General features: G+C 34.9%; 19 protein-coding genes and 1 pseudogene. All 20 read left to right on the forward strand.

Features of this window, described 5'->3' with window-relative positions; genetic code table 11:
• Nucleotides 1-42: 42 nt before the first annotated feature.
• Nucleotides 43-585: pseudogene (locus M663_RS0107500) on the forward strand (nucleoside-diphosphate-sugar pyrophosphorylase); the annotation flags it as partial.
• Between the two features lie 116 nt (nt 586-701).
• Nucleotides 702-902 (forward strand): hypothetical protein, encoded by a 201-nt coding sequence (locus M663_RS0107505; protein WP_029688488.1) that lies wholly within the window; start codon nt 702-704, stop codon nt 900-902.
• Between the two features lie 495 nt (nt 903-1,397).
• Nucleotides 1,398-3,083, forward strand: coding sequence for a potassium-transporting ATPase subunit KdpA (kdpA, locus tag M663_RS0107515; protein ID WP_029688489.1), 1,686 nt, complete (start codon nt 1,398-1,400; stop codon nt 3,081-3,083).
• Between the two features lie 15 nt (nt 3,084-3,098).
• Complete coding sequence (kdpB, locus tag M663_RS0107520; RefSeq protein WP_029688490.1) at nt 3,099-5,138, forward strand: potassium-transporting ATPase subunit KdpB; 2,040 nt, start codon at nt 3,099-3,101, stop codon at nt 5,136-5,138.
• A gap of 15 nt (nt 5,139-5,153) precedes the next feature.
• Entirely contained in the window at nt 5,154-5,732 is a 579-nt protein-coding gene (kdpC, locus tag M663_RS0107525; RefSeq protein WP_004400565.1) for a potassium-transporting ATPase subunit KdpC, read from the forward strand.
• A 6-nt stretch (nt 5,733-5,738) separates the two neighbouring features.
• The gene (gene kdpDN, locus M663_RS0107530; protein WP_029688491.1) at nt 5,739-6,866 is read left to right on the forward strand and encodes a KdpD-like non-kinase potassium sensor; all 1,128 of its coding nucleotides are present in this window, start codon (nt 5,739-5,741) and stop codon (nt 6,864-6,866) included.
• A 73-nt stretch (nt 6,867-6,939) separates the two neighbouring features.
• On the forward strand, nt 6,940-7,218 hold the full coding sequence (locus tag M663_RS0107535; RefSeq protein WP_003871133.1) for a hypothetical protein: 279 nt from the start codon (nt 6,940-6,942) through the stop codon (nt 7,216-7,218).
• The gene (cas4, locus tag M663_RS0107540) at nt 7,215-7,775 is read left to right on the forward strand and encodes a CRISPR-associated protein Cas4 (RefSeq protein WP_004400559.1); all 561 of its coding nucleotides are present in this window, start codon (nt 7,215-7,217) and stop codon (nt 7,773-7,775) included. The genes M663_RS0107535 and cas4 overlap by 4 nt, the downstream gene beginning before the upstream one ends.
• Before the next feature lie 72 nt (nt 7,776-7,847).
• On the forward strand, nt 7,848-8,732 hold the full coding sequence (gene pdaA / locus M663_RS0107545; protein WP_004400557.1) for a delta-lactam-biosynthetic de-N-acetylase: 885 nt from the start codon (nt 7,848-7,850) through the stop codon (nt 8,730-8,732).
• Between the two features lie 285 nt (nt 8,733-9,017).
• The gene (locus tag M663_RS0107555) at nt 9,018-9,587 is read left to right on the forward strand and encodes a glycerol-3-phosphate responsive antiterminator (protein ID WP_003866560.1); all 570 of its coding nucleotides are present in this window, start codon (nt 9,018-9,020) and stop codon (nt 9,585-9,587) included.
• An 81-nt stretch (nt 9,588-9,668) separates the two neighbouring features.
• Nucleotides 9,669-10,400, forward strand: a complete 732-nt coding sequence (locus M663_RS0107565) for an MIP/aquaporin family protein (RefSeq protein ID WP_029688492.1) — start codon at nt 9,669-9,671, stop codon at nt 10,398-10,400.
• 82 nt (nt 10,401-10,482) lie between these two features.
• The gene (gene glpK, locus M663_RS0107570; RefSeq protein ID WP_029688493.1) at nt 10,483-11,976 is read left to right on the forward strand and encodes a glycerol kinase GlpK; all 1,494 of its coding nucleotides are present in this window, start codon (nt 10,483-10,485) and stop codon (nt 11,974-11,976) included.
• A 166-nt stretch (nt 11,977-12,142) separates the two neighbouring features.
• Nucleotides 12,143-13,645 (forward strand): NAD(P)/FAD-dependent oxidoreductase, encoded by a 1,503-nt coding sequence (locus M663_RS0107575; protein ID WP_029688494.1) that lies wholly within the window; start codon nt 12,143-12,145, stop codon nt 13,643-13,645.
• Nucleotides 13,638-14,897, forward strand: coding sequence for an FAD-dependent oxidoreductase (locus M663_RS0107580; protein ID WP_029688495.1), 1,260 nt, complete (start codon nt 13,638-13,640; stop codon nt 14,895-14,897). The genes M663_RS0107575 and M663_RS0107580 overlap by 8 nt, the downstream gene beginning before the upstream one ends.
• Before the next feature lies 1 nt (nt 14,898).
• The gene (locus tag M663_RS0107585; RefSeq protein ID WP_003866565.1) at nt 14,899-15,264 is read left to right on the forward strand and encodes a DUF1667 domain-containing protein; all 366 of its coding nucleotides are present in this window, start codon (nt 14,899-14,901) and stop codon (nt 15,262-15,264) included.
• A 19-nt stretch (nt 15,265-15,283) separates the two neighbouring features.
• Nucleotides 15,284-16,918, forward strand: a complete 1,635-nt coding sequence (locus tag M663_RS0107590; RefSeq protein ID WP_029688496.1) for a sigma 54-interacting transcriptional regulator — start codon at nt 15,284-15,286, stop codon at nt 16,916-16,918.
• Nucleotides 16,919-17,062: 144 nt separating this feature from the next.
• The gene (gene dhaK, locus M663_RS0107595) at nt 17,063-18,061 is read left to right on the forward strand and encodes a dihydroxyacetone kinase subunit DhaK (protein WP_004400543.1); all 999 of its coding nucleotides are present in this window, start codon (nt 17,063-17,065) and stop codon (nt 18,059-18,061) included.
• Between the two features lie 18 nt (nt 18,062-18,079).
• On the forward strand, nt 18,080-18,718 hold the full coding sequence (dhaL, locus tag M663_RS0107600) for a dihydroxyacetone kinase subunit DhaL (protein ID WP_029688497.1): 639 nt from the start codon (nt 18,080-18,082) through the stop codon (nt 18,716-18,718).
• 14 nt (nt 18,719-18,732) lie between these two features.
• Nucleotides 18,733-19,125, forward strand: a complete 393-nt coding sequence (gene dhaM / locus M663_RS0107605) for a dihydroxyacetone kinase phosphoryl donor subunit DhaM (RefSeq protein ID WP_029688498.1) — start codon at nt 18,733-18,735, stop codon at nt 19,123-19,125.
• Nucleotides 19,126-19,611: 486 nt separating this feature from the next.
• The coding region (locus M663_RS0107610; protein WP_029688499.1) for an MBL fold metallo-hydrolase at nt 19,612-20,506 on the forward strand (895 nt) is incomplete at its 3' end.

Here is a 20,506-nt window from a genome sequence, read left to right on the forward strand (position 1 = left end):
CATTGTTGTTACTTCGGTTTCAAACATCGCAATTAGCTTGAGTTTATAAGAATGTTAATTGCTAAAGAGCAAGGGGTTAAAAAATTTGTACTTCCTTTTGATAGTTCCAAATATTTGACAGAATTTGCGAAGGAATTTACGATTGAGACTGTAAGCAGCAAAATTTCTCATAAAGATAGAATGAAAACAATAGTGTCGAAGGAAGGTATAGAAAAAGACCTACAGATTAATTTAGATTTTGACGGCTTTAGTTTTTTACTAGACCTTTTAGAATACTTACAACATACCTCTCAAAAACTTTCCTCTATAAAAGATAGTTTTCCTTTAAGATATAGAATATCCAAAAGTATAAAATGCAATTGGAAAGATAAAGGGAAGATAATAAGAATGCTTTTTGAAAAGGCCGATGGGGGAACAGAATTTTTAGATGGTTTAAAGTTTATTAAAGAAGATTCATGGGTGTTAGTAGTACCGGATTATGAATTACCTGCTTGTAATATTTATATAGAAGCTCCTACAAAAGAGAGAGCTGAAGAGTTATTTTCAATGTATGAAAAAGAAATTAAAAGTATTATACAAAAATAAAATTTCTTCAGACTGTAGACAAACTTTCGAAAATAGGATATTTTGCAATCGGTGCGACTTGTGACAAAGCGTCAACAAAACTTAACAAGACCGAGGGTGGAGGCAGGGCCGTAGCCATGGATGGCGAAGGCGGGCACCTTAAGGCATGGATGCCGATGTGCCCGGTACCCTGCCGGAACCCGAAGGTCGAGTTTAGTTTTGTCGCTTTGGAACATCGGAGTAACGATGCAAAATATCCTATTTTAAAATTTTTTGACTTTGTCAACAAACTGAATTTCTTTTTACGCTTTTATAAAAACAATTGGAAAGTGATGTAAAGCGATAGATTACATAGTATACAATAGTTGTAACGCTTTACATCCTATTTTTTTGCGCAAAAAAGGATTTAAAGGCATAAAAGCCTTTTTGATGTTTATTGAGTTGAATAATATAATATATATGGTACAATGAATAGTAAATAAATTAACAAAAATGATGGAAGACATGGCAATATGTAAAAGTGTTGTCATGTAGTCCGCCTCATAAAGAAAGAGTGCGGGCTTTTTATGTTTAAATTTAATATTTTTATAAAAAATCGATAATAATAATTAGAGGTGAAGGAGAACATGGATTTTATAATTCTATTAGGATTTGTAACATTGTACTATGTTGTCAAAGGAATAATTAAATGGTGTTGTGATTTGGTAGAAGCTAATTCTTATGAAGTAGGGGTGTATTAAAGGTGGCCTTATTGTATGTGGTTTTTTTTCTTTTACTCTTTTATTTGTTTTATGCTTTAATACATCCGGAAGAATTCTAAGGGAGGAAAGTGCATGTATTCAAATATAGAACTTTTTACTATGATATTGGTTATAGTTCTTTTAACTAAACCTTTTGGGACTTATATGTACAAAATATTTGAGTATAAACCGATGAAATTGGACAAAGTTTTTTTACCTGTAGAAAATTTTATATATAAACTTTCAGGGATCAATGCACAAGAAGAAATGGGTTGGAAAAAATATGCATTGTCCTTTTTGCTTGTTAATACGGTGATGATGATAATTGGGTATATTATATTGCGAATACAAGGATTTTTGCCTTTAAATCCTACTGGAGTTAAAAATATGGAGTCTTCTCTTGCTTTTAACACGGCAATAAGCTTTACGACAAATACAAACCTTCAACACTATGCTGGGGAAAATGGCGTAACTTTTTTAAGCCAAATGATCGTAATAGTATTTTTGATGTTTACTTCTGCGGCTTCAGGGTTAGTAACTGCAGCAGCCATAATGAGAGGACTTAGCAGAAAGACGAAATTGCTAGGTAATTTTTATGCGGATTTTGTAAGAGTGACTGTGAGGCTTTTGCTTCCTATTTCCATGGTTATCACTCTTATATTAGTATGGCAAGGAGTTCCTCAAACTTTTGCAGGAAAAATAGTTGTGGATACATTAGAAGGTGGCAAACAAACTATTATAACAGGTCCCGTAGCTGTATTAGAGTCAATTAAACACTTAGGCACAAATGGTGGTGGATTTTTTGGGGCAAATTCTTCTCACCCCTTTGAAAATCCTACTTGGCTTACCAATATGATTGAGATGCTTCTTATGATGCTTTTACCTGCATCTTTAATTTACACTTATGGATTAATGATAAACAATAAAAAACACGCTTTGGTATTATACATTTCCTTGTTTGTGATTTTTATTCTTTTGGCTGTTGGAGCAATTTATACGGAAAGTCATCCAGGAGTGGCATATTCAAAATTACATATTGATGGTACGCCTTATGGAAATTATGAAGGAAAAGAAATTCGCTTTGGAGTCTCACAATCTCCACTATTTGCGACTGTGACTACTGCTTTTACCACAGGTTCTGTTGACAGCATGCACGATTCTTATACACCTTTAGGAGGAGCAGTGCCGCTTATCCTCATAATGTTAAATACTATTTTTGGAGGAGACGGAGTAGGACTTCAGAATATAATAATGTATACAATATTGACGGTATTTTTGACAGGGCTTATGGTAGGGAGAACTCCAGAATATTTAGGGAGAAAAATTGAAACTAAAGAGATAAAACTTATTGCCATCGCAATATTGGTTCATCCTTTTTTGATACTTTTTTCTTCTGCTTTGACAGTGATGCTAAAAGTGGGAGTATCTTCTGTAACGAATCCGCTGTATCATGGACTTACACAAGTTTTGTATGAGTTTTCTTCTGCGGCGGCAAATAATGGTTCTGAATTTGCGGGATTTATAGGAAATACCGTGTTTATGAATATAATGACAGGTTTGGTTATGTTCTTTGGAAGATATATAACCATTATTCTTATGTTAGCTGTTGCAGGTTCTATGGCGGAGAAAATTCCTGCACCGCCATCGCCAGGTACTTTTAGAACAGACAATGCTTTATTTGGGGCAATTTTTATAGCGATTGTTGTAATTGTAGGAGCTCTTACTTTCTTTCCAGCGATAATATTAGGACCTATTTCTGAGTTTTTGAGCATGACGTAATGGAGGTAACGCCTTATGAAAAGAAAAAGAGAAATAAAAACGATGAGTAGAGAAATTGTATTAGGTGCTATCAAAAACTCTTTTGTGAAACTTAATCCTCTTAAAATGTATAAAAACCCTGTGATGTTTGTGGTAGAGGTAGGTATGTTTATTACACTGTTGGCTACAATATTTCCTACTTATTTTGGAAGTACTTACGACGAAGTGGGATATAATGCTTTAATCACTTTTATATTGTTTATAACAGTGCTTTTTGCTAATTTTGCAGAAGCACTGGCAGAAGGAAAAGGGAAAGCTCAAGCAGATACCCTTAAAAAGACAAAAAAAGAGACTATGGCAAAACTCATTAAAAGTGATGGAAGTATAAAAATGGTTAAATCTTCTGAGCTTAAAAAAGGGGATATAGTGCTTTGTGAGGCAGGAGATATAATTCCGGCTGATGGAGAAATAATAGAAGGACTTGCTGCAATTGATGAGTCTGCAATAACAGGTGAATCTGCACCAGTTATAAAAGAAGCTGGTGGTGATTTTAGCTCAGTTACTGGTGGAACAAAAGTAATAAGCGATAGCATTAAAGTTCAAGTGACAGTAGATGAAGGGGAATCTTTTTTAGACAGAATGATAAAAATGGTAGAAGGAGCAAAAAGGCAAAAATCTCCTAATGAAATTGCTTTGACCACTGTGTTAGTCAGTTTAACAATAATTTTTATAATTGTTGTTATGACCTTATACCCTATGGCTAAATTTGTCCATGTAAGAATAAGCGCTACTACATTGATTGCTTTGCTAGTTTGTTTAATACCAACTACAATTGGGGGTCTTCTTTCTGCGATAGGTATTGCAGGTATGGATAGAGTTACACGCTTTAATGTAATTGCCATGTCTGGAAAGGCAGTAGAAGCTGCAGGGGATATCGACACAATGCTTTTAGATAAAACAGGCACAATCACTTTTGGAAATAGATTAGCAGCTGATTTTATACCAGTTGGTGGTCATAAAAAAGAAGAAGTTACATATTATGCTCTTGTATCCTCTTTAAAAGATTTAACTCCCGAAGGAAGGTCAATAGTAGACTTAGCTAAGAAAATGGGCGTAAAGGTACCGGAAGATATTTTAGATGGAGCGGTAGTTATAGAATTTACTGCAGAAACAAGGATGAGCGGACTAAATTTAAAAGATGGGACTATTGTGCGAAAAGGGTCTTATGATAAGGTGAAAGAATATATAAAAGAACAAGGAGGAGAAATTCCGGAAGATTTAGATAAAGAAGTTGAGAAGATATCTTTATTAGGTGGGACTCCTCTTGTAGTAGTGAAAGACAAAGAAGTATTAGGAGTAATATATTTAAAGGATACTATAAAACCTGGTATGAAAGAGCGTTTTAAACAGCTTAGAGCGATGGGAATTAAAACTATCATGGTAACGGGGGATAATCCTTTAACTGCAAAAACAATAGCAGAAGAGGCTGGTGTTGACGAATTCATTGCAGAAAGTAAACCAGAGGATAAGATAAATGTGATTAAAAGAGAACAGGCGGCAGGAAGGCTTGTTGCCATGACAGGAGATGGAACAAATGATGCACCAGCACTTGCCCAAGCAGATGTAGGACTTGCAATGAATAGCGGTACAATGGCTGCTAAAGAAGCTGCAAACATGGTGGACCTTGATTCTGACCCTACAAAGATTATTGAAGTAGTAGCAATTGGTAAGCAGCTTCTCATGACGAGAGGAGCGTTGACTACTTTTAGTATTGCCAATGACGTTGCTAAATACTTTGCGATACTTCCTGCCATTATGTCTGATACTTTGCCATCAATAAAGGTACTGGATATAATGAAACTCTCCTCACCGACTAATGCAATATTATCAGCTTTAATATTTAACGCCATTATAATACCTATTTTGATTCCTATTGCTATGAGAGGAGTAAAATATAGGCCAATGAGTGCTAATGCGTTATTGGCGAGGAATTTACTGATTTACGGACTGGGAGGATTGATTGCTCCTTTTGTGGGGATAAAACTTATTGACTTAATAATATCTTCTATCTTTTAATTTGGAGGATTTGCTATGAGTGAAGTTAAGAAAGCAATTAAATTTACACTTGTCTTGATGATATTGCTAGGGCTTATATATCCATTTATTATGACAGCAATTGCAAATTTAATATTTCCTTATCAGGCAAAAGGTAGTATAATTAAAGTAGATGGTAAGGCAGTAGGATCCGAGCTCATTGGACAAAAATTCACTGATTCTAAGTGGTTTATGGGAAGACCTTCCGCAGTGGATTACAATGCAGAGTCTTCAGGTGGTACTAATTACGCTTTATCTAATCCTAAATTTAAAGAAGAAGTGGAAAGAAATATTGAGGAGTTTTTAAAGAAAAACCCTGGAGTAAAAAGAAGTGACATACCTGCAGATATAGTTACTTCTTCTGCATCAGGATTAGATCCTCATATTTCTCCGCAAGCCGCATATTTACAAGTTGAAAGAGTAGCTAAAGCAAACAATTTGCCAGAAAAAGTTGTAAAAAAACTTGTGGATGAAAATATTGAAGGCAGATTTTTAGGCCTTTTTGGAGAACCACGGGTAAATGTGCTTAAATTAAATTTAAGCTTATTAGAAGAAATTAAGAAAAATAAAAAGTGAGGCTTTATGATGGCGAAGAAGTCCCCTGATTATTTTTTGAGAGAAATAGAAAGAGCTAATAAGGGAAGGTTGAAGATTTATCTTGGTGCTGCTCCTGGTGTCGGCAAGACCTATCACATGTTGCAAGATGCCAATGAAATGAAGGCAAGAGGTATAGATGTGGTAATAGGCTTTGTAGAAACCTATGGGAGAAAAGACACTGAGGAGCAGATAAGGGACCTTGAAATTATTCCGCTAAAGGAAATAAATTACAAAGGTGCAATTCTTAAGGAAATGGATTTGGAGGCTATTTTAAAGAGAAAACCCCAGGTTGTGGTGGTAGACGAATTAGCCCATACAAATGCTCCTGGTTCAAAAAATGAAAAGAGATATCAAGATGTTTTGGAGCTTATAGATAACGGCATAAGTGTGATGACTGCTGTCAACATACAACATTTTGAAAGTCTTAATGATTATATAAACCGCATGACTAATGTAAAGGTGAGGGAAACTATTCCTGATAAACTTTTAGAAATATGTGATGAAGTAGAAGTAGTTGATGTTTCGCCGGAGACTTTGATAGAGAGGCTTAAAAATGGAAAGATTTATAGTCCCGATAAGATTGAAACTGCTCTTAACAATTTTTTTAGAATTGGCAATCTTTCCGCGTTAAGGGAACTTACATTGAGGGAAGTAGCAAATGAGGTTGACGATAGGCTTTTGGAATATAAAAATAGAAAAAACGTTATAGGATTAAAAGGAGCACAAGAAAAGATATTGGTTTGTGTAAATTTGAGATTTAATGCAGAGTATCTGATACGAAGAGGTTATAGGTTAGCTAAAATGCTTAAAGCAGACCTCTTTGTTTTGCATGTTTACAATGATGATGACTTAAGAGACCATAAAAAACTCAAAAAATTAGATGAAATCACAATGCTGTGCAACAAATTAGAAGCAAAGTTTTACATGGTCAAATCAAATGACCCTGCTAAGGCTATAATAAAATTTGCTGAAGAAAATGCAATTACTCAAATTGTAGTAGGACAGTCTGTGAGAAGAAGAATTGATGAAATAATAAGGGGTTCTATTGTTAGAAGAATAATGAAAGGTACTAAATTTATAGATGTTCTTGTTGTAGCCGATCCACGGGGGTAAAAATGGGTTTTACCCCGTTTTTTTATATGGTATAATAAGTCTGTAAAAATATTGTTTTTAAAGGTGTTATATTATGAAAAAAGAGGATAAGTATATATCTGCCACAGAGATAAATCAATTTCTTTATTGCCCCTATCAGTGGTATTATATAAAAAAATATGGAATAGAGTATATCAATAGTTTGAGAGAGCCAAAAGAGCAAGATTTGCAATTTAGTAACTTTAAGAAAGGGATAGAATATCATGAAAAATATTACAAGGATATTGTAAAATTGCGATATAAAAAATATGCGATTATTTTTGGAATTATAGCTATTTTATTAATAATTGCGATTATGAGGGTTTTAAAATGATTCTCAATATAATTTTTTTATTTTTTACTATATATTTGCTTATTCAATCAGTTATCGAACAGAGGCCTTTTTATAAAAAAATGAGAAGAAGCATAGGATTTCGAGGAGGTAAAATAATCTACATAGATAAATCGCAAGAGGTAAAAGAAAAGGGATTAATATATGGGAAGTTATTAAAATCTGACAAATATGGCTTATCTGGAAAGCCTGATTATATTTATCAGTTGGGAGAAGAATTAGTCCCTGTAGAATTAAAAAGTAGTGAAGCTGATGATTCACCTTATTATAAAGATGTTATGCAGTTAGTTGCATATTTTTTGATAATAGAAGATGTATACCAAAAAAGAGTAAAAAGAGGGCGAATAGTTTATAGGAATACTATGTTTGAGGTTTATAATAGGCGACACTTAAGAAAAGAACTTTTTAATATATTAAAGCAAATGGAAAAAATGCAAGAAGGAGATTACTATCCTGAAGTAAATCCTTCTTTTGCCTTGTGTAGATTCTGCCTTTGTAGAGATACTGTATGTGAAATATACAAAAATACTTCCAAATAAAAACAGAATATTATGTTTATATAGAGAAAAAAATAAAAACGGAATATAGAAAAATTGAAATGAGGTATGGCTATGGTAAGAAAAATATTCTATATCTTAATGGGAATTTTGTTGTGTTTTTCAATTGCTTCTTGTGGAATAGCTAAAAAAGACATTACAAGGGCAGAAGAACAAAAAATGCAAAATGAAGCTTTACAAAAGCCTTTGGAAAAACCTAAAGAAAAAATATCTAATACGGTCAACAATGCTGTTTATACCAATACAGAAAATCTGGATAACACTTTGTATAGCTGGGGACTAAGGGTGTTGCCAAATCATCAAACTCCAGAAATTACCCCTTTGGCAATGGAGCTTATAAAAAAATATGATGCGATTTTTGTAGGAGATACGACAAAAAAGGTAGTTTATTTGACTTTTGACGAAGGATATGAAAATGGCTATACACCTAAAATATTAGATATACTCAAAGAAAACAATGTAAAAGCTGCTTTTTTTGTAACTGGGCCCTATGTAAAAGAACAGGCTGATTTAGTTAAAAGGATGGTGGAGGAAGGGCATATAGTTGGGAATCACACAGTGAATCATCCAAGCTTACCTACCTTATCTGATGAAAAAGTAAAAGAGGAAATAACTAAGTTAGGAGATATGTTTGAAGAGCTGACAGGGAAAAAGATGAAGTATTTTAGACCGCCAAAAGGTGAGTATAGTGAGAGAACCTTGTATCTTACAAAATCGTTAGGTTATAGAACAGTTTTTTGGAGTTTAGCGATGGCTGATTGGCAGCCACTTCCTGGAGGACCAGAGGAAAGCTATAATACTGTTATGAAAAGGCTTCACCCGGGAGCTGTCATACTTTTACATGCTGTTTCAAAAGACAATGCTTTAGCCCTTGATAGGATAATTAAAAGTATTAAAGCCGAGGGATATGAATTTAAAACTCTAGACGATATACCATGAAAAAAGCAAAATTTATACTTCCTCCCAGTAAGTTAGAAATTTTTATAAATATATGGAGATTTTTTGTTTATTATGTTTACTTAGGAATTTCGGCTATAGGATTTTTTATGGCAATAAAAAATCAAGATGCAAAGAGAATGTTAATTAAATAACATTTTGGTACTAATTATCATACAGGAATAATAACCTTTGATATTTTGTATCAAAGGGGTATTTTTTTATATGTATTTTTCAGGTTTATTTTTTGGCATATTACTTGCATAAGAAAAAGGTGGGGGTATAAAGATGAAAGAAAAGATTCTGGATGCAATGAGAGACTTCCCGATAATAGCTGCAGTGCGAGAGGCAAAAGATTTAAATACGGCTCTTTCTTCAAATGCACAGGTGATATTTTTACTTACTGGTGACATAATGAACATTTCTGAAATAGTTCAAGAGGTCAAAAGACATGATAAAATTGTTTTTGTGCATTTTGATTTGCTTGAAGGTTTAGGAAAGGACAACAAAGCAGTAGAGTATTTGGCTGAAAAAATAAAGCCACATGGTATAATCTCTACCCGCAATAATATTTTGATACACGCTAAACAATTTGATCTTTTCTGCATCCAGAGACTTTTCATTTTAGATTCCCAGGCATTAAAAACAGGGTTTGCTTCAACAAAACAAATAGTTCCAGATGCAATAGAAGTAATGCCTGGGATAATTCCCTCAGTGATAAGTGAAATATCAGTAGATGTGCATCAACCAGTCATCGCAGGAGGTTTAGTCAAGACAAAAGAAGAAGTTATAAATGCACTTAAATCTGGCGCCATTGCTGTATCAACAAGCGAAAAAAGTCTGTGGTTTATAGAATGAAAGGAGGGATAGTTTTAACATATTGCATAATTATTTTAAAAGTTAAACGATTTGAAATTTGGAATTATGGAGGGATATTTTATGAGTGACCTTGCAAAATATGTTGCTGAATTTTTTGGTACTATGATACTTATTTGGTTAGGTGATGGCGTGGTTGCAAACGTTGTCTTGAATAAATCTAAAGGGCAAAATAGCGGCTGGATTGTAATCACAGCGGGATGGGGATTTGCAGTAATGGTAGCTGTTTATGTAGTTGGATGGATAAGTGGTGCTCACATAAATCCAGCTGTGACAATTGGCTTAGCAACGATAGGTAAATTTTCATGGAGTTTGGTGCCAGGCTATATTATAGCGCAAGTTTTAGGAGCTTTTGTGGGAGCTATAATTGTTTATTTGATGTATATAGATCATTTTGCAGCAACTGAAGATCCCACAGCTAAGCTTGGTACTTTTGCAACTATTCCAGCTATAAGAAATTTGGGTAAGAATTTTATGACAGAGGCATTTGGCACTGCTATGCTTTTAATAGGAATACTGGGCATAACAAATGGCAACAATCAATTAGTTGGAGGATTAGGACCCCTTGTAATTGGTTTACTTATTTGGGCAATAGGTTTAAGCTTAGGTGGACCTACAGGTTATGCAATTAATCCAGCAAGAGACTTTGGGCCAAGGCTTGCTCATGCTATTCTTCCTATCCCAGGGAAAGGAGATTCTGATTGGGGATATGGTTTGATAGTTCCAATATTTGGGCCAATAGTTGGAGGAATACTTGGAGCTGTAGTTTACCAGCTTATTATGAGTATACATTAATACAAAAGTTTAAAGGGTTTAAATCGGCGAGAATTTATCTCTCGCCGATATGATATTATAAAAATTGTAAGGAGGAAAAGAAATGGCAAAGTACATTATGGCTTTCGACCAAGGGACAACAAGTTCCCGTGCGATAATTTTTGACCGCAGCGGGAAAATAATAGCTTCACTAAACCAGGAATTTAAGCAAATTTATCCTAAGCCAGGTTGGGTAGAGCATGACCCAATGGAAATCTGGGGTTCACAAATAGGTGTTGCCAAAGGAGTGATAGAAAAAGCAGGTATTGATCCGGGAGATATTGCAGCTATTGGCATTACAAATCAGAGAGAGACAACTGTGGTGTGGGATAAAAATACAGGAAAACCTATTTACAATGCAATAGTGTGGCAATGTAGAAGGACAGCTCCTATATGCGATGAACTAAAAAACAAGGGTTTTGACAAGAAAATTAGAGAAAAGACAGGACTTGTAGTAGATGCATATTTTTCAGGAACTAAAGTAAAATGGATTTTGGATAATGTAGAAGGGGCCCGTGAAAAAGCAGAAAAAGGAGAATTGCTTTTTGGAAATATTGATACCTGGCTTATTTGGAATTTGACAAGGGGTAATGTACACGTAACTGACTATTCCAATGCTTCAAGGACGATGCTTTTTAATATACATGAGCTTAAATGGGATAAAGAGATATTGGCTGAACTTAACATACCAGAGCAAATGCTTCCGGAAGTTAAGCCTTCCAGTTATGTATATGGCTATACTGATAAAAGTATATTTGGAGTAGAGATACCTATTGCCGGAGATGCGGGAGACCAGCAGGCAGCTTTGTTTGGTCAAGCCTGTTTCAAACCTGGGATGGCAAAAAACACCTATGGAACAGGCTGCTTTATGCTCATGAATACTGGTGAAAAGGCTGTACCTTCAAATACTGGACTTCTCTCTACAATTGCTTGGGGAATTGATGGCAAAGTAGAATATGCCTTAGAGGGTAGTATATTTATAGCAGGTGCTGCGATACAGTGGCTGAGAGACGAGCTTAGAATAATTGACAATTCACCGCAAAGTGAAGAATATGCGCTGAAAGTTGAAGACACAAACGGTGTATATGTTGTTCCTGCTTTTGTAGGACTTGGAGCACCTTATTGGGATATGTATGCAAGGGGCACGATTGTAGGACTTACAAGAGGCGCAAAGAGAGAGCATATAATAAGGGCAACACTGGAGTCTATTGCTTATCAGACAAGAGATGTATTAGAGGCTATGCAAGAGGATTCAGGTATTAAATTACAAGCTTTAAAAGTTGACGGTGGAGCAAGTGCTAATAACTTCTTGATGCAATTCCAATCTGACATTTTAGGTGTTCCAGTCGACAGACCACAAGTAATTGAAACTACTGCTCTTGGCGCTTCTTATCTTGCGGGATTGGCAGTAGGATTTTGGAACAGCAAAGAAGAAATAGAGAAGAATTGGAATGTTGATAAGCATTTTGAACCAGCTATGGATAATGAAAAGAGGGAAAAATTGTATAAAGGTTGGAAAAAGGCTGTAGAAAGGGCTATGAAATGGGCTGAAGAATAAAATAAAAAATTGATAAAAAGTAGCAGGAATTTTAAAATGTTTGTAGAATATATTTATTAAAGAGAAGGAAAAATAAATATGAGTATGGTGGAGATTTGGAGAACCATATATAGCCGACAGGGTCGGTTATATATGGTTTTTTATCTTTTAAGGAGGTTTTATGACTATGAAAGAAATGTACGATGTTTTGATAATAGGTGCTGGAGTGGTTGGATGTTCAATTGCGAGAGAACTTTCAAAATACAAATTAAAAATATTAGTTGTAGAAAAAGGTGAAGATGTGGCTTCAGAAGGAGCTTCTAAAGCTAATAGTGCAATACTACATGCGGGTTATGACCCTGTACCTGGTAGTTTAAAAGCTAAATTAAATGTGCGAGGAAACGAAATGTACGATGTTCTGTGCAAAGATTTAGACGTTCCAATAAAGCGAACTGGTTCTTTAGTGGCAGCTTTTTCTGAAGAAGAGGTAAAAGAGCTATATGAGTTGTTTGATAGAGGAATAAAAAATGGTGTCAAAGGGTTGTCTCTCATTACAAAAGATATGGTCAAAGAGATAGAACCACATATAAATGACACTGTAGTTGCAGCTTTGTATGCAAAAACAGCAGGAATAATATGTCCTTATGGATATACTATTGCTGTGGCAGAAAATGCTGCGCAAAATGGAGCAGAATTTGTTTTTAATTCAGAAGTAATTGATATCAAAAAAAATGGGGACTTCTTTATAGTAAAAACTCACAAAGAAGAATTTTACAGTAAATATGTTGTCAATGCTGCAGGACTTTATTCAGATGTCATAAATAACATGGTAGGTGCGAAACCATTTTCTGTGCATCCTAGAAAAGGAGAATATCTGATATTAGATAAAGACCAAGGATATCTTGCAAGGACAGTAATATTCCAGGTTCCAACTAAAATGGGTAAAGGAATATTAGTTTCTCCTACAGTTGATGGAAATCTATTGATAGGACCTACTTCAGAAGACATACAAGATAAAGAATTTAAAGCAACTACCAGAGAAGGGCTCAATAAAGCAATTACAGTTGCAAAAAGAAGTGTGGATAAATTTGATGTCAGAAAAACTATCACTCAGTTTACAGGACTTAGAGCGACTCCTGATACAGAAGACAAAGACTTTATAATTGGAGAATCTGATGTGAAAGGATTTATAAATGCTGCTGGAATAGAATCTCCTGGTTTTACTGCGGCTCCTGCTATCGCTGAAATGATAAGGGATATACTTAAAGATGCTGGACTTAAGTTGATTGAAAAAGTAGATTTTAACCCAAAAAGAAGACCAGTCATAAGATTTACTGAACTTTCAGACGAGGAAAGAAACAAGCTTATAAAAGAAAATCCTGCTTATGGAAGAATAATATGCAGATGTGAGACAGTGACGGAAGGAGAGATAATAGATGTGATAAGAAGACCTGTAGGTGCAAAATCTTTAGATGGTGTTAAAAGGCGTGTAAGAGCTGGAATGGGAAGATGCCAGGGAAGTTTTTGTGGGCCGAGAGTTGTTGAAATATTAGCAAGAGAACTTAATATTTCTCCTCTTGAGGTTACAAAGCATGGAAGAAATTCGAATATACTAACTGCAGAGACAAAAAAATTTTTATTAGAAAAAGCGGCAGAGGTTTTAAAGAAAGAGGTGTATGAGAATGCTTAAGTATGATATAATCATAATAGGTGGTGGCCCTGCAGGCTTGGGTGCTGCTGTAGAAGCCTATGAAAAGGGTGTAAAAAATATAGTCATAATTGAAAGAGATAAATATCTTGGGGGTATTTTAGAGCAGTGCATACACAATGGATTTGGACTTCAGGAATTTAAAGAAGAATTGACAGGACCAGAATATGCACAAAGATTCATTGATAAAGTAGAAGAATATGACATAAATGTAATGTTGGAAACTATGGTTTTGGAAATAACTCCTGATAGAATTGTAAAAGCTGTTAATTCTAAGGAAGGTGTGTTCACAATAAAAGCTGGAGCTATAATTCTAGCTATGGGATGCAGGGAAAGGCCGAGAGGTGCTATTATGATACCTGGCACTCGCCCAGCAGGTATTCTCACAGCAGGTACTGCTCAGAGGTATGTAAATATGGAAGGATATCTTCCAGGGAAAGAAATAGTGATATTAGGTTCTGGTGATGTTGGGCTTATTATGGCGAGAAGGCTTACATTAGAAGGAGCAAAAGTCAAAGCAGTTGTAGAACTCATGCCTTACTCTAGTGGACTTACAAGAAACATCGTTCAGTGTTTAGAGGACTTTAATATTCCTCTTCTTTTAAGTCACACTGTCATTGAAATTCACGGCAAAGACAGGGTAGAAGGAGTTACAATTGCCAAAGTTGATGAAAATAGAGAGCCAATTATGGAGACTGCACAGTATATAAGTTGTGATACGTTAATACTTTCTGTTGGCTTGATTCCTGAAAATGAGCTCTCTCAAAAGGCCGGTATAGAGCTAGACCCTATAACAGGAGGACCTATTGTAAATGAAATGTTAGAAACAAGTGTTCCTGGAATTTTTGCTTGTGGCAATGTCCTTCAAGTTCACGACTTAGTTGACAATGTTACTGCAGAAGCGAGATTGGCAGCTAATTCAGCAATACGATTTATTCGAGAAGGCGAATTTGGAAAAAGCAATATTGCCGTAAAAGCTGGTAATGGCATACGTTATGTTGTTCCGCAAAAGATAAATGTAGATAACATAGAAAAAAGGATAAAATTCAGAATGAGACCTGTTAACGTTTATAACAATGCTATGTTAGTAGTAAAGTCAGGAGACAAATACTTACTAAGACAAAAAAGGCAGCGCTTAACCCCTGGTGAAATGATTGATGTAAATTTAAGTAAAGACATACTAAAAAATGCAAATCTTGAAGAAGGTATTGTCTTTTTAGTTGAGGAGGGATAAAATGGAATTAAAAGAAATTACATGCATAGTATGCCCGTTGGGCTGCAGGATACAAGTTGAAATGGAAGGAGGGGAGATAAAAAGCGTAAAGGGATATTCTTGTTCTAGAGGATTAGAATATGCTAAAAATGAAGTTACTATGCCCAAAAGGACTATTACTACAAGTGTGAGAGCAATAGGGGGACATCTTCCACTCTTATCTGTTAGGACAAAAGAGCCTGTTCCAAAAGAAAAGATACAAGAAATAATGCTTGAATTGGCCAAGGTAGAGGTTAAAGCTCCTGTAAAAATAGGAGATGTAGTGGTGAAGAACATTTTAGGTACGGGGGTTGACATAATTGCTACAAGAAACCTTTATGTAAAATAAGTTTTTGCGTGGTGATAAAATGGAGGGAAGAAGGGAAATATTAAGAACTCCTGTGAGTATCCATTCTCAGATTGCTGCCCATATTGTTCAAAAGGTTAGTCACATAAGCAGACAAAACAATGTAAGTATATTTTTAAGGAAGATAAATGACAATAGGTTGATTCCTGCAAATAGTATGTTATCAATGGTGACTTTTTTTGCTTCTCGGGGAGAAGAAATAGAAGTAGTGGTAGAAGGAGCAAATGTGGACAATGCTATAAAAGAGTTTAAAGGCTTTTTTTACAACGAGTTAGGGAAAGAAAAGGAAGAAAAAACTACTTATGAACTTTTAAAAAATACCTCAATAGCCTATGAAAAAATATTTAATTCTATTGGCTCAGGACTTATAGTTACTGATGAAAATGGGGCAATAATGATTTTTAACAAAGCAGCTGAAAGTATTACAGGGATTAATATGGACCAGGCTATAGGGAAAAAAATACAAGAAGTGATACCGGATATAAAAATTGCTGATGTGTTAAAAACTGGCAAAGAAGAGACGAATAAAAAACTAAAAATAAGTACAAATGTAGTGTTAACAAATATAACACCTATTTATACAGGTACAAAAATAGAAGGGGCGGTTATAGTATTTTCTGACTTCCCTCAAATAGAATATTTGGAAAATGAGCTGAAAAGAGATAGAAAACTTGACAAAGCTTTTGACATAATAATAGGCAATAGCGGAAAATTAAAAGACGCTCTTACTATTGCTTCTAAAGCTGCAGAAACTGATTCAACAGTCCTCATAAGAGGGGAAAGCGGAACGGGGAAAGAGCTGGTGGCTAATGCGATACATTACGCCAGTAAGAGAAAGGATAAACCATTTATAAGGGTAAATTGTGCGGCTATTCCTGTGACTCTATTGGAGAGTGAACTTTTTGGGCATGAAAGAGGAGCTTTTACTGGAGCTGTAACTCAAAAGATAGGAAAATTCGAATTAGCAGATGGAGGAACGATATTTCTTGATGAAATAGGAGATATTCCACCTGAGATTCAGGTAAAGCTTTTGAGAGTGATTCAAGAAAAGGAATTTGAAAGAGTAGGGGGAATAAAAACTATAAAAGTAGATGTGAGGATAATTGCAGCTACAAATAAAGATTTAGAAAAAGCTATAACAGATGGGGTTTTTAGGGAAGACTTGTATTACAGGCTGAATGTCATACCTGTAATTTTGCCTCCATTAAGGGAAAGAAGAGGAGATATTCCTCTACTTGTCGAACATTTTATAGAAAAGCTGAACAAAAAACTAGACAAAAATGTAAAAAAGGTTACGAAAAAAGCTATGCAAGCATTGATATATTATGATTGGCCCGGGAATATACGAGAATTAGAAAATATAATTGAAAGGTGTATAACATTAAGTGATACTGATTACATCGATTATGAAGATTTGCCCCAATATATTCGAAATGAAACTACTACTGTATCAGATGATGATATTATTTATCTTGGAGAAAATAGTGAGCTACTTACAATGGAAGAATATGAGTATAAAATAATAAAGGCTGCGCTACAAAGATATAAAAGCTTTAATAAAGCAGGAAAAGTTTTAGGACTTACCCATAAAACTATAGCTGCAAAAGCAAGGAAATTTGGACTTGTTGATAGATAATACCAAAAGAAATAAATGGTTGATACTTTTTACCAAAATAGCCTTTGAAGGCTATTTTTTTATTACCTGTTCACTACAATTTATTTGGTGGCACGTAAATTGCATTTAAAAAATAACAAAAGTAAATTTAGGAGGAGGTAAATTATGAAAAAGTTGATTAATAATCCTAATGATGTCGTGAAAGAAATGATAGAAGGTTTGCTGGCTGCTCACCCATCTTACCTGAGAAAACTTGACAACATAGATGTAATTGTCAGAAAAGACGCACCTGTAGAAGGAAAAGTTGGACTTGTAAGTGGTGGTGGCAGTGGCCATGAGCCTGCTCATGCAGGATATGTGGGTTATGGAATGTTAGATGCGGCTTGCCCTGGTGCTGTCTTTACTTCACCTACACCTGACCAAATTTATGAAGCGATTAAGGCAGTGGATGGAGGAAAAGGAGTATTATTGATTATTAAAAATTACACAGGTGACGTAATGAATTTTGAAATGGCTAGAGAAATGGCACAGATGGAGGGAATAGAAGTAGATGAAGTGATAGTGAACGATGATGTTGCAGTAGAAAATAGCACTTGGACGCAGGGAAGACGTGGCATTGCTGGAACTGTGTTTGTTCATAAAATTGCTGGAGCAAAGGCACAAGAAGGGGCTAGCTTACAAGAAGTAAAAAGAGTGGCTGAGAAAGTAATTGCAAATGTAAGGTCAATGGGAATGGCACTAACACCTTGTACTGTTCCAGCAGCAGGGAAACCCAGCTTTACTCTTGCAGAAGATGAGATGGAGATTGGTATAGGAATACATGGAGAGCCTGGAACTCACAGAGAAAAAATAAAACCTGCAGATGAAATAGTAGAACATTTAATGGAGAAAATAATAAATGACCTGCCTTATAAAGAAAATGACGAGGTTGCTGTTATGATAAACGGGCTTGGTGCAACTCCTTTAATGGAGCTTTATGTTGCGAACAGGAAAGTAGCAGAAATCTTAGAGAGTAAGAAGATCAAAGTTTACAAAACATACGTGGGAGAATTTATGACCTCTCTTGAAATGAGTGGATTTTCTATAACATTATTAAAATTAGATGAAGAACTTAAAACATTGTTAGATGCGAAGGCTGATACACCTGCTTTCAAACAATTATAAATTTTTAGGAGGTAGAAGATGGTTATCACAAAAAATGATGTCCTAAAAATTGTGGACAAAATTGTAGAGGTTATAAAAGAAAATAAAGAGTACCTTACAGAGTTGGATGCCGCTATTGGTGATGCGGACCACGGAATAAATTTAGATAGAGGATTTGATGCCGTAAAGCAAAAATTGGCCACATTGCCTGAAACTACTGATATAGGGACAATATTAAAAACTATAGGCATGACACTTGTATCAACGGTGGGAGGAGCTTCTGGCCCTTTATATGGTACAGCTTTTATGAGGGCTGGCCAAGTAGTTCAGGGTAAAAATGAACTTTCTGAAGAGGATATAGTTAAAATCTTTGAAGCTGCTTTAGATGGCATCAAACAAAGAGGAAAAGCCGAAGCAGGAGACAAGACTATGATAGATTCTATTGAACCTGCATATAAAGCTTTAAAAGATAGTTTAGAGAACAACATTGCATTACCTGAAGCATTAAATAGAGCAGCTAATGCTGCAAAAGAGGGAATGGAATACACTAAGAATATTTCTGCAAGAAAAGGAAGAGCAAGTTACTTAGGAGAAAGAAGCATTGGACACTTGGATCCAGGGGCAACATCAGCATATTTGATGATAAAGTCTTTTTCTGATGTTGTCAATTTATCATGATGGTGGAGGAAAAAATGGTTGGAATAGTATTAGTCTCTCACTCAAGAAAAATAGTAGAGGGGATTTATGAACTTGCAAGCCAAATGACAGGTGGAAAAGTTCCCATAGGGATAGCTGGCGGGACACAAGATGGCAGATTGGGAACAGATGCTACAGAGATAATGGAGGAAATTAAAAAAGTAGATGAAGGAGAAGGAATAGTAGTTCTAGTTGATATTGGAAGTGCTGTAATGAGTGCGCAAATGGCAATAGAACTCCTGGGAGAGGAATATGAAGGGAAAGTAAAAATTGCCGATGCACCTTTAGTGGAGGGAGCAATTGCAGCTAGCGTAGAGGCTTCTATAGGTAGTGATTTTGATAAAGTTCTTTTAGTGGCAGAAGAAGCAAAAAAACTTAATAAATTGTAATAGTTTTTTAGTCTGGACAAAATCCAGACTTCAGTTTGTTGACAAAGTCAAAAAATTTTAAAATAGGATATTTTGCATCGTCACTCCGATGTTCCAAAGCGACAAAACTAAAGCTCGACCTTCGGCTCCGGCAGGGTACCGGGCACAATCGGCCTCCTTGCCTTAAGGTGCCCGCCTCCGCCATCCTGGCTTCGGCCCTGCCTCCACCCTCGGTCTTGTTAAGTTTTGTTGACGCTTTGTCACAAGTCGCACCGATTGCAAAATATCCTATTTTCGAAAGTTTGTCTACAGTCTGGAGTCTGGACAAAATCCAGACTTATTTTTTGTGTAGAATTTTTACTCAAAAGGTATTAAAATAGAAACATAGGGAGGTGGCGAGATACGTCATTTTTAAATATTTATGATGTATACGATAACAGCCTAAAAGAATTTATAGAAAAGGAGGATTATGTAAATGCTTATTGGTATGTTTTTCAGCAAAAAAGTTTGGTAAAAAAATTGGACAAAAAATTATATGAATATTTGCTGCTGTGGCAGATAATACTTGAAATTTATATTGGTATTCCTGAAGAAGCAAAAGAGCATTTTTTTGAGCTAAAAAGCGAATTAGAAATTGATGAACATAATTTAGCTTTGTTTGTAAAAAGTGTGATTCTTTTAGATTTGGTAGAAGAATCTTTAAAAACAAAAAACCTTTTTGAAGCATTAATGAATTATAGTGGGGAAGACCAATGGATAAAATTTTATTTATTGTTACTTTCTTTTAAAAATAAAAGAAGGATTTTAGAAGTTTTGGAAGAATTACTTTATATGGAGAAAAAAGTAGAAGATAAATTGTTACTGCCTAAAATATATGGACTTATAGCTGAAATATACGAAGAAATTGGTGAAATAAAAGGACACCAATTCTTAGATAAAGCTTATAAATTAAATCCTCAAGACTTATATATATTACGGTTAAAATTAAAATATGGCCTTATTAGTGAAGAAGAAAAACAAAATCTTAAACTTTATCGCTTGTTTCCAGAAAATTCAAAGTTAATAAATGAATATTACCATAAAACCAGAAAAAATTTTAACGCCATCCATAACTTTAAATTTTTTTGTTGGGGAGGGGATAATATTGGTGCTAGCTCTTATTTGGTATCCTATGAGGGAATAAATATTTTACTAGATGCGGGAGCTTTAATTAAGGATAAAACCTTATATTACAATTCTATAAAAAATTTACCTATAGATATTAAAGATATTGATTTGGTAATTATTACTCATGCTCATTTAGATCATTCTGCAGGAATTGTGGAATTATTAAGAAAAGGTTTAAACTCTCCGATTATAATGTCAAGACCTACTAAAGAAATTTTGAAGCAAATATTTTTGC

The organism is Thermoanaerobacter sp. A7A, assembly GCF_000445185.1.
Lineage (GTDB): Bacteria > Bacillota > Thermoanaerobacteria > Thermoanaerobacterales > Thermoanaerobacteraceae > Thermoanaerobacter.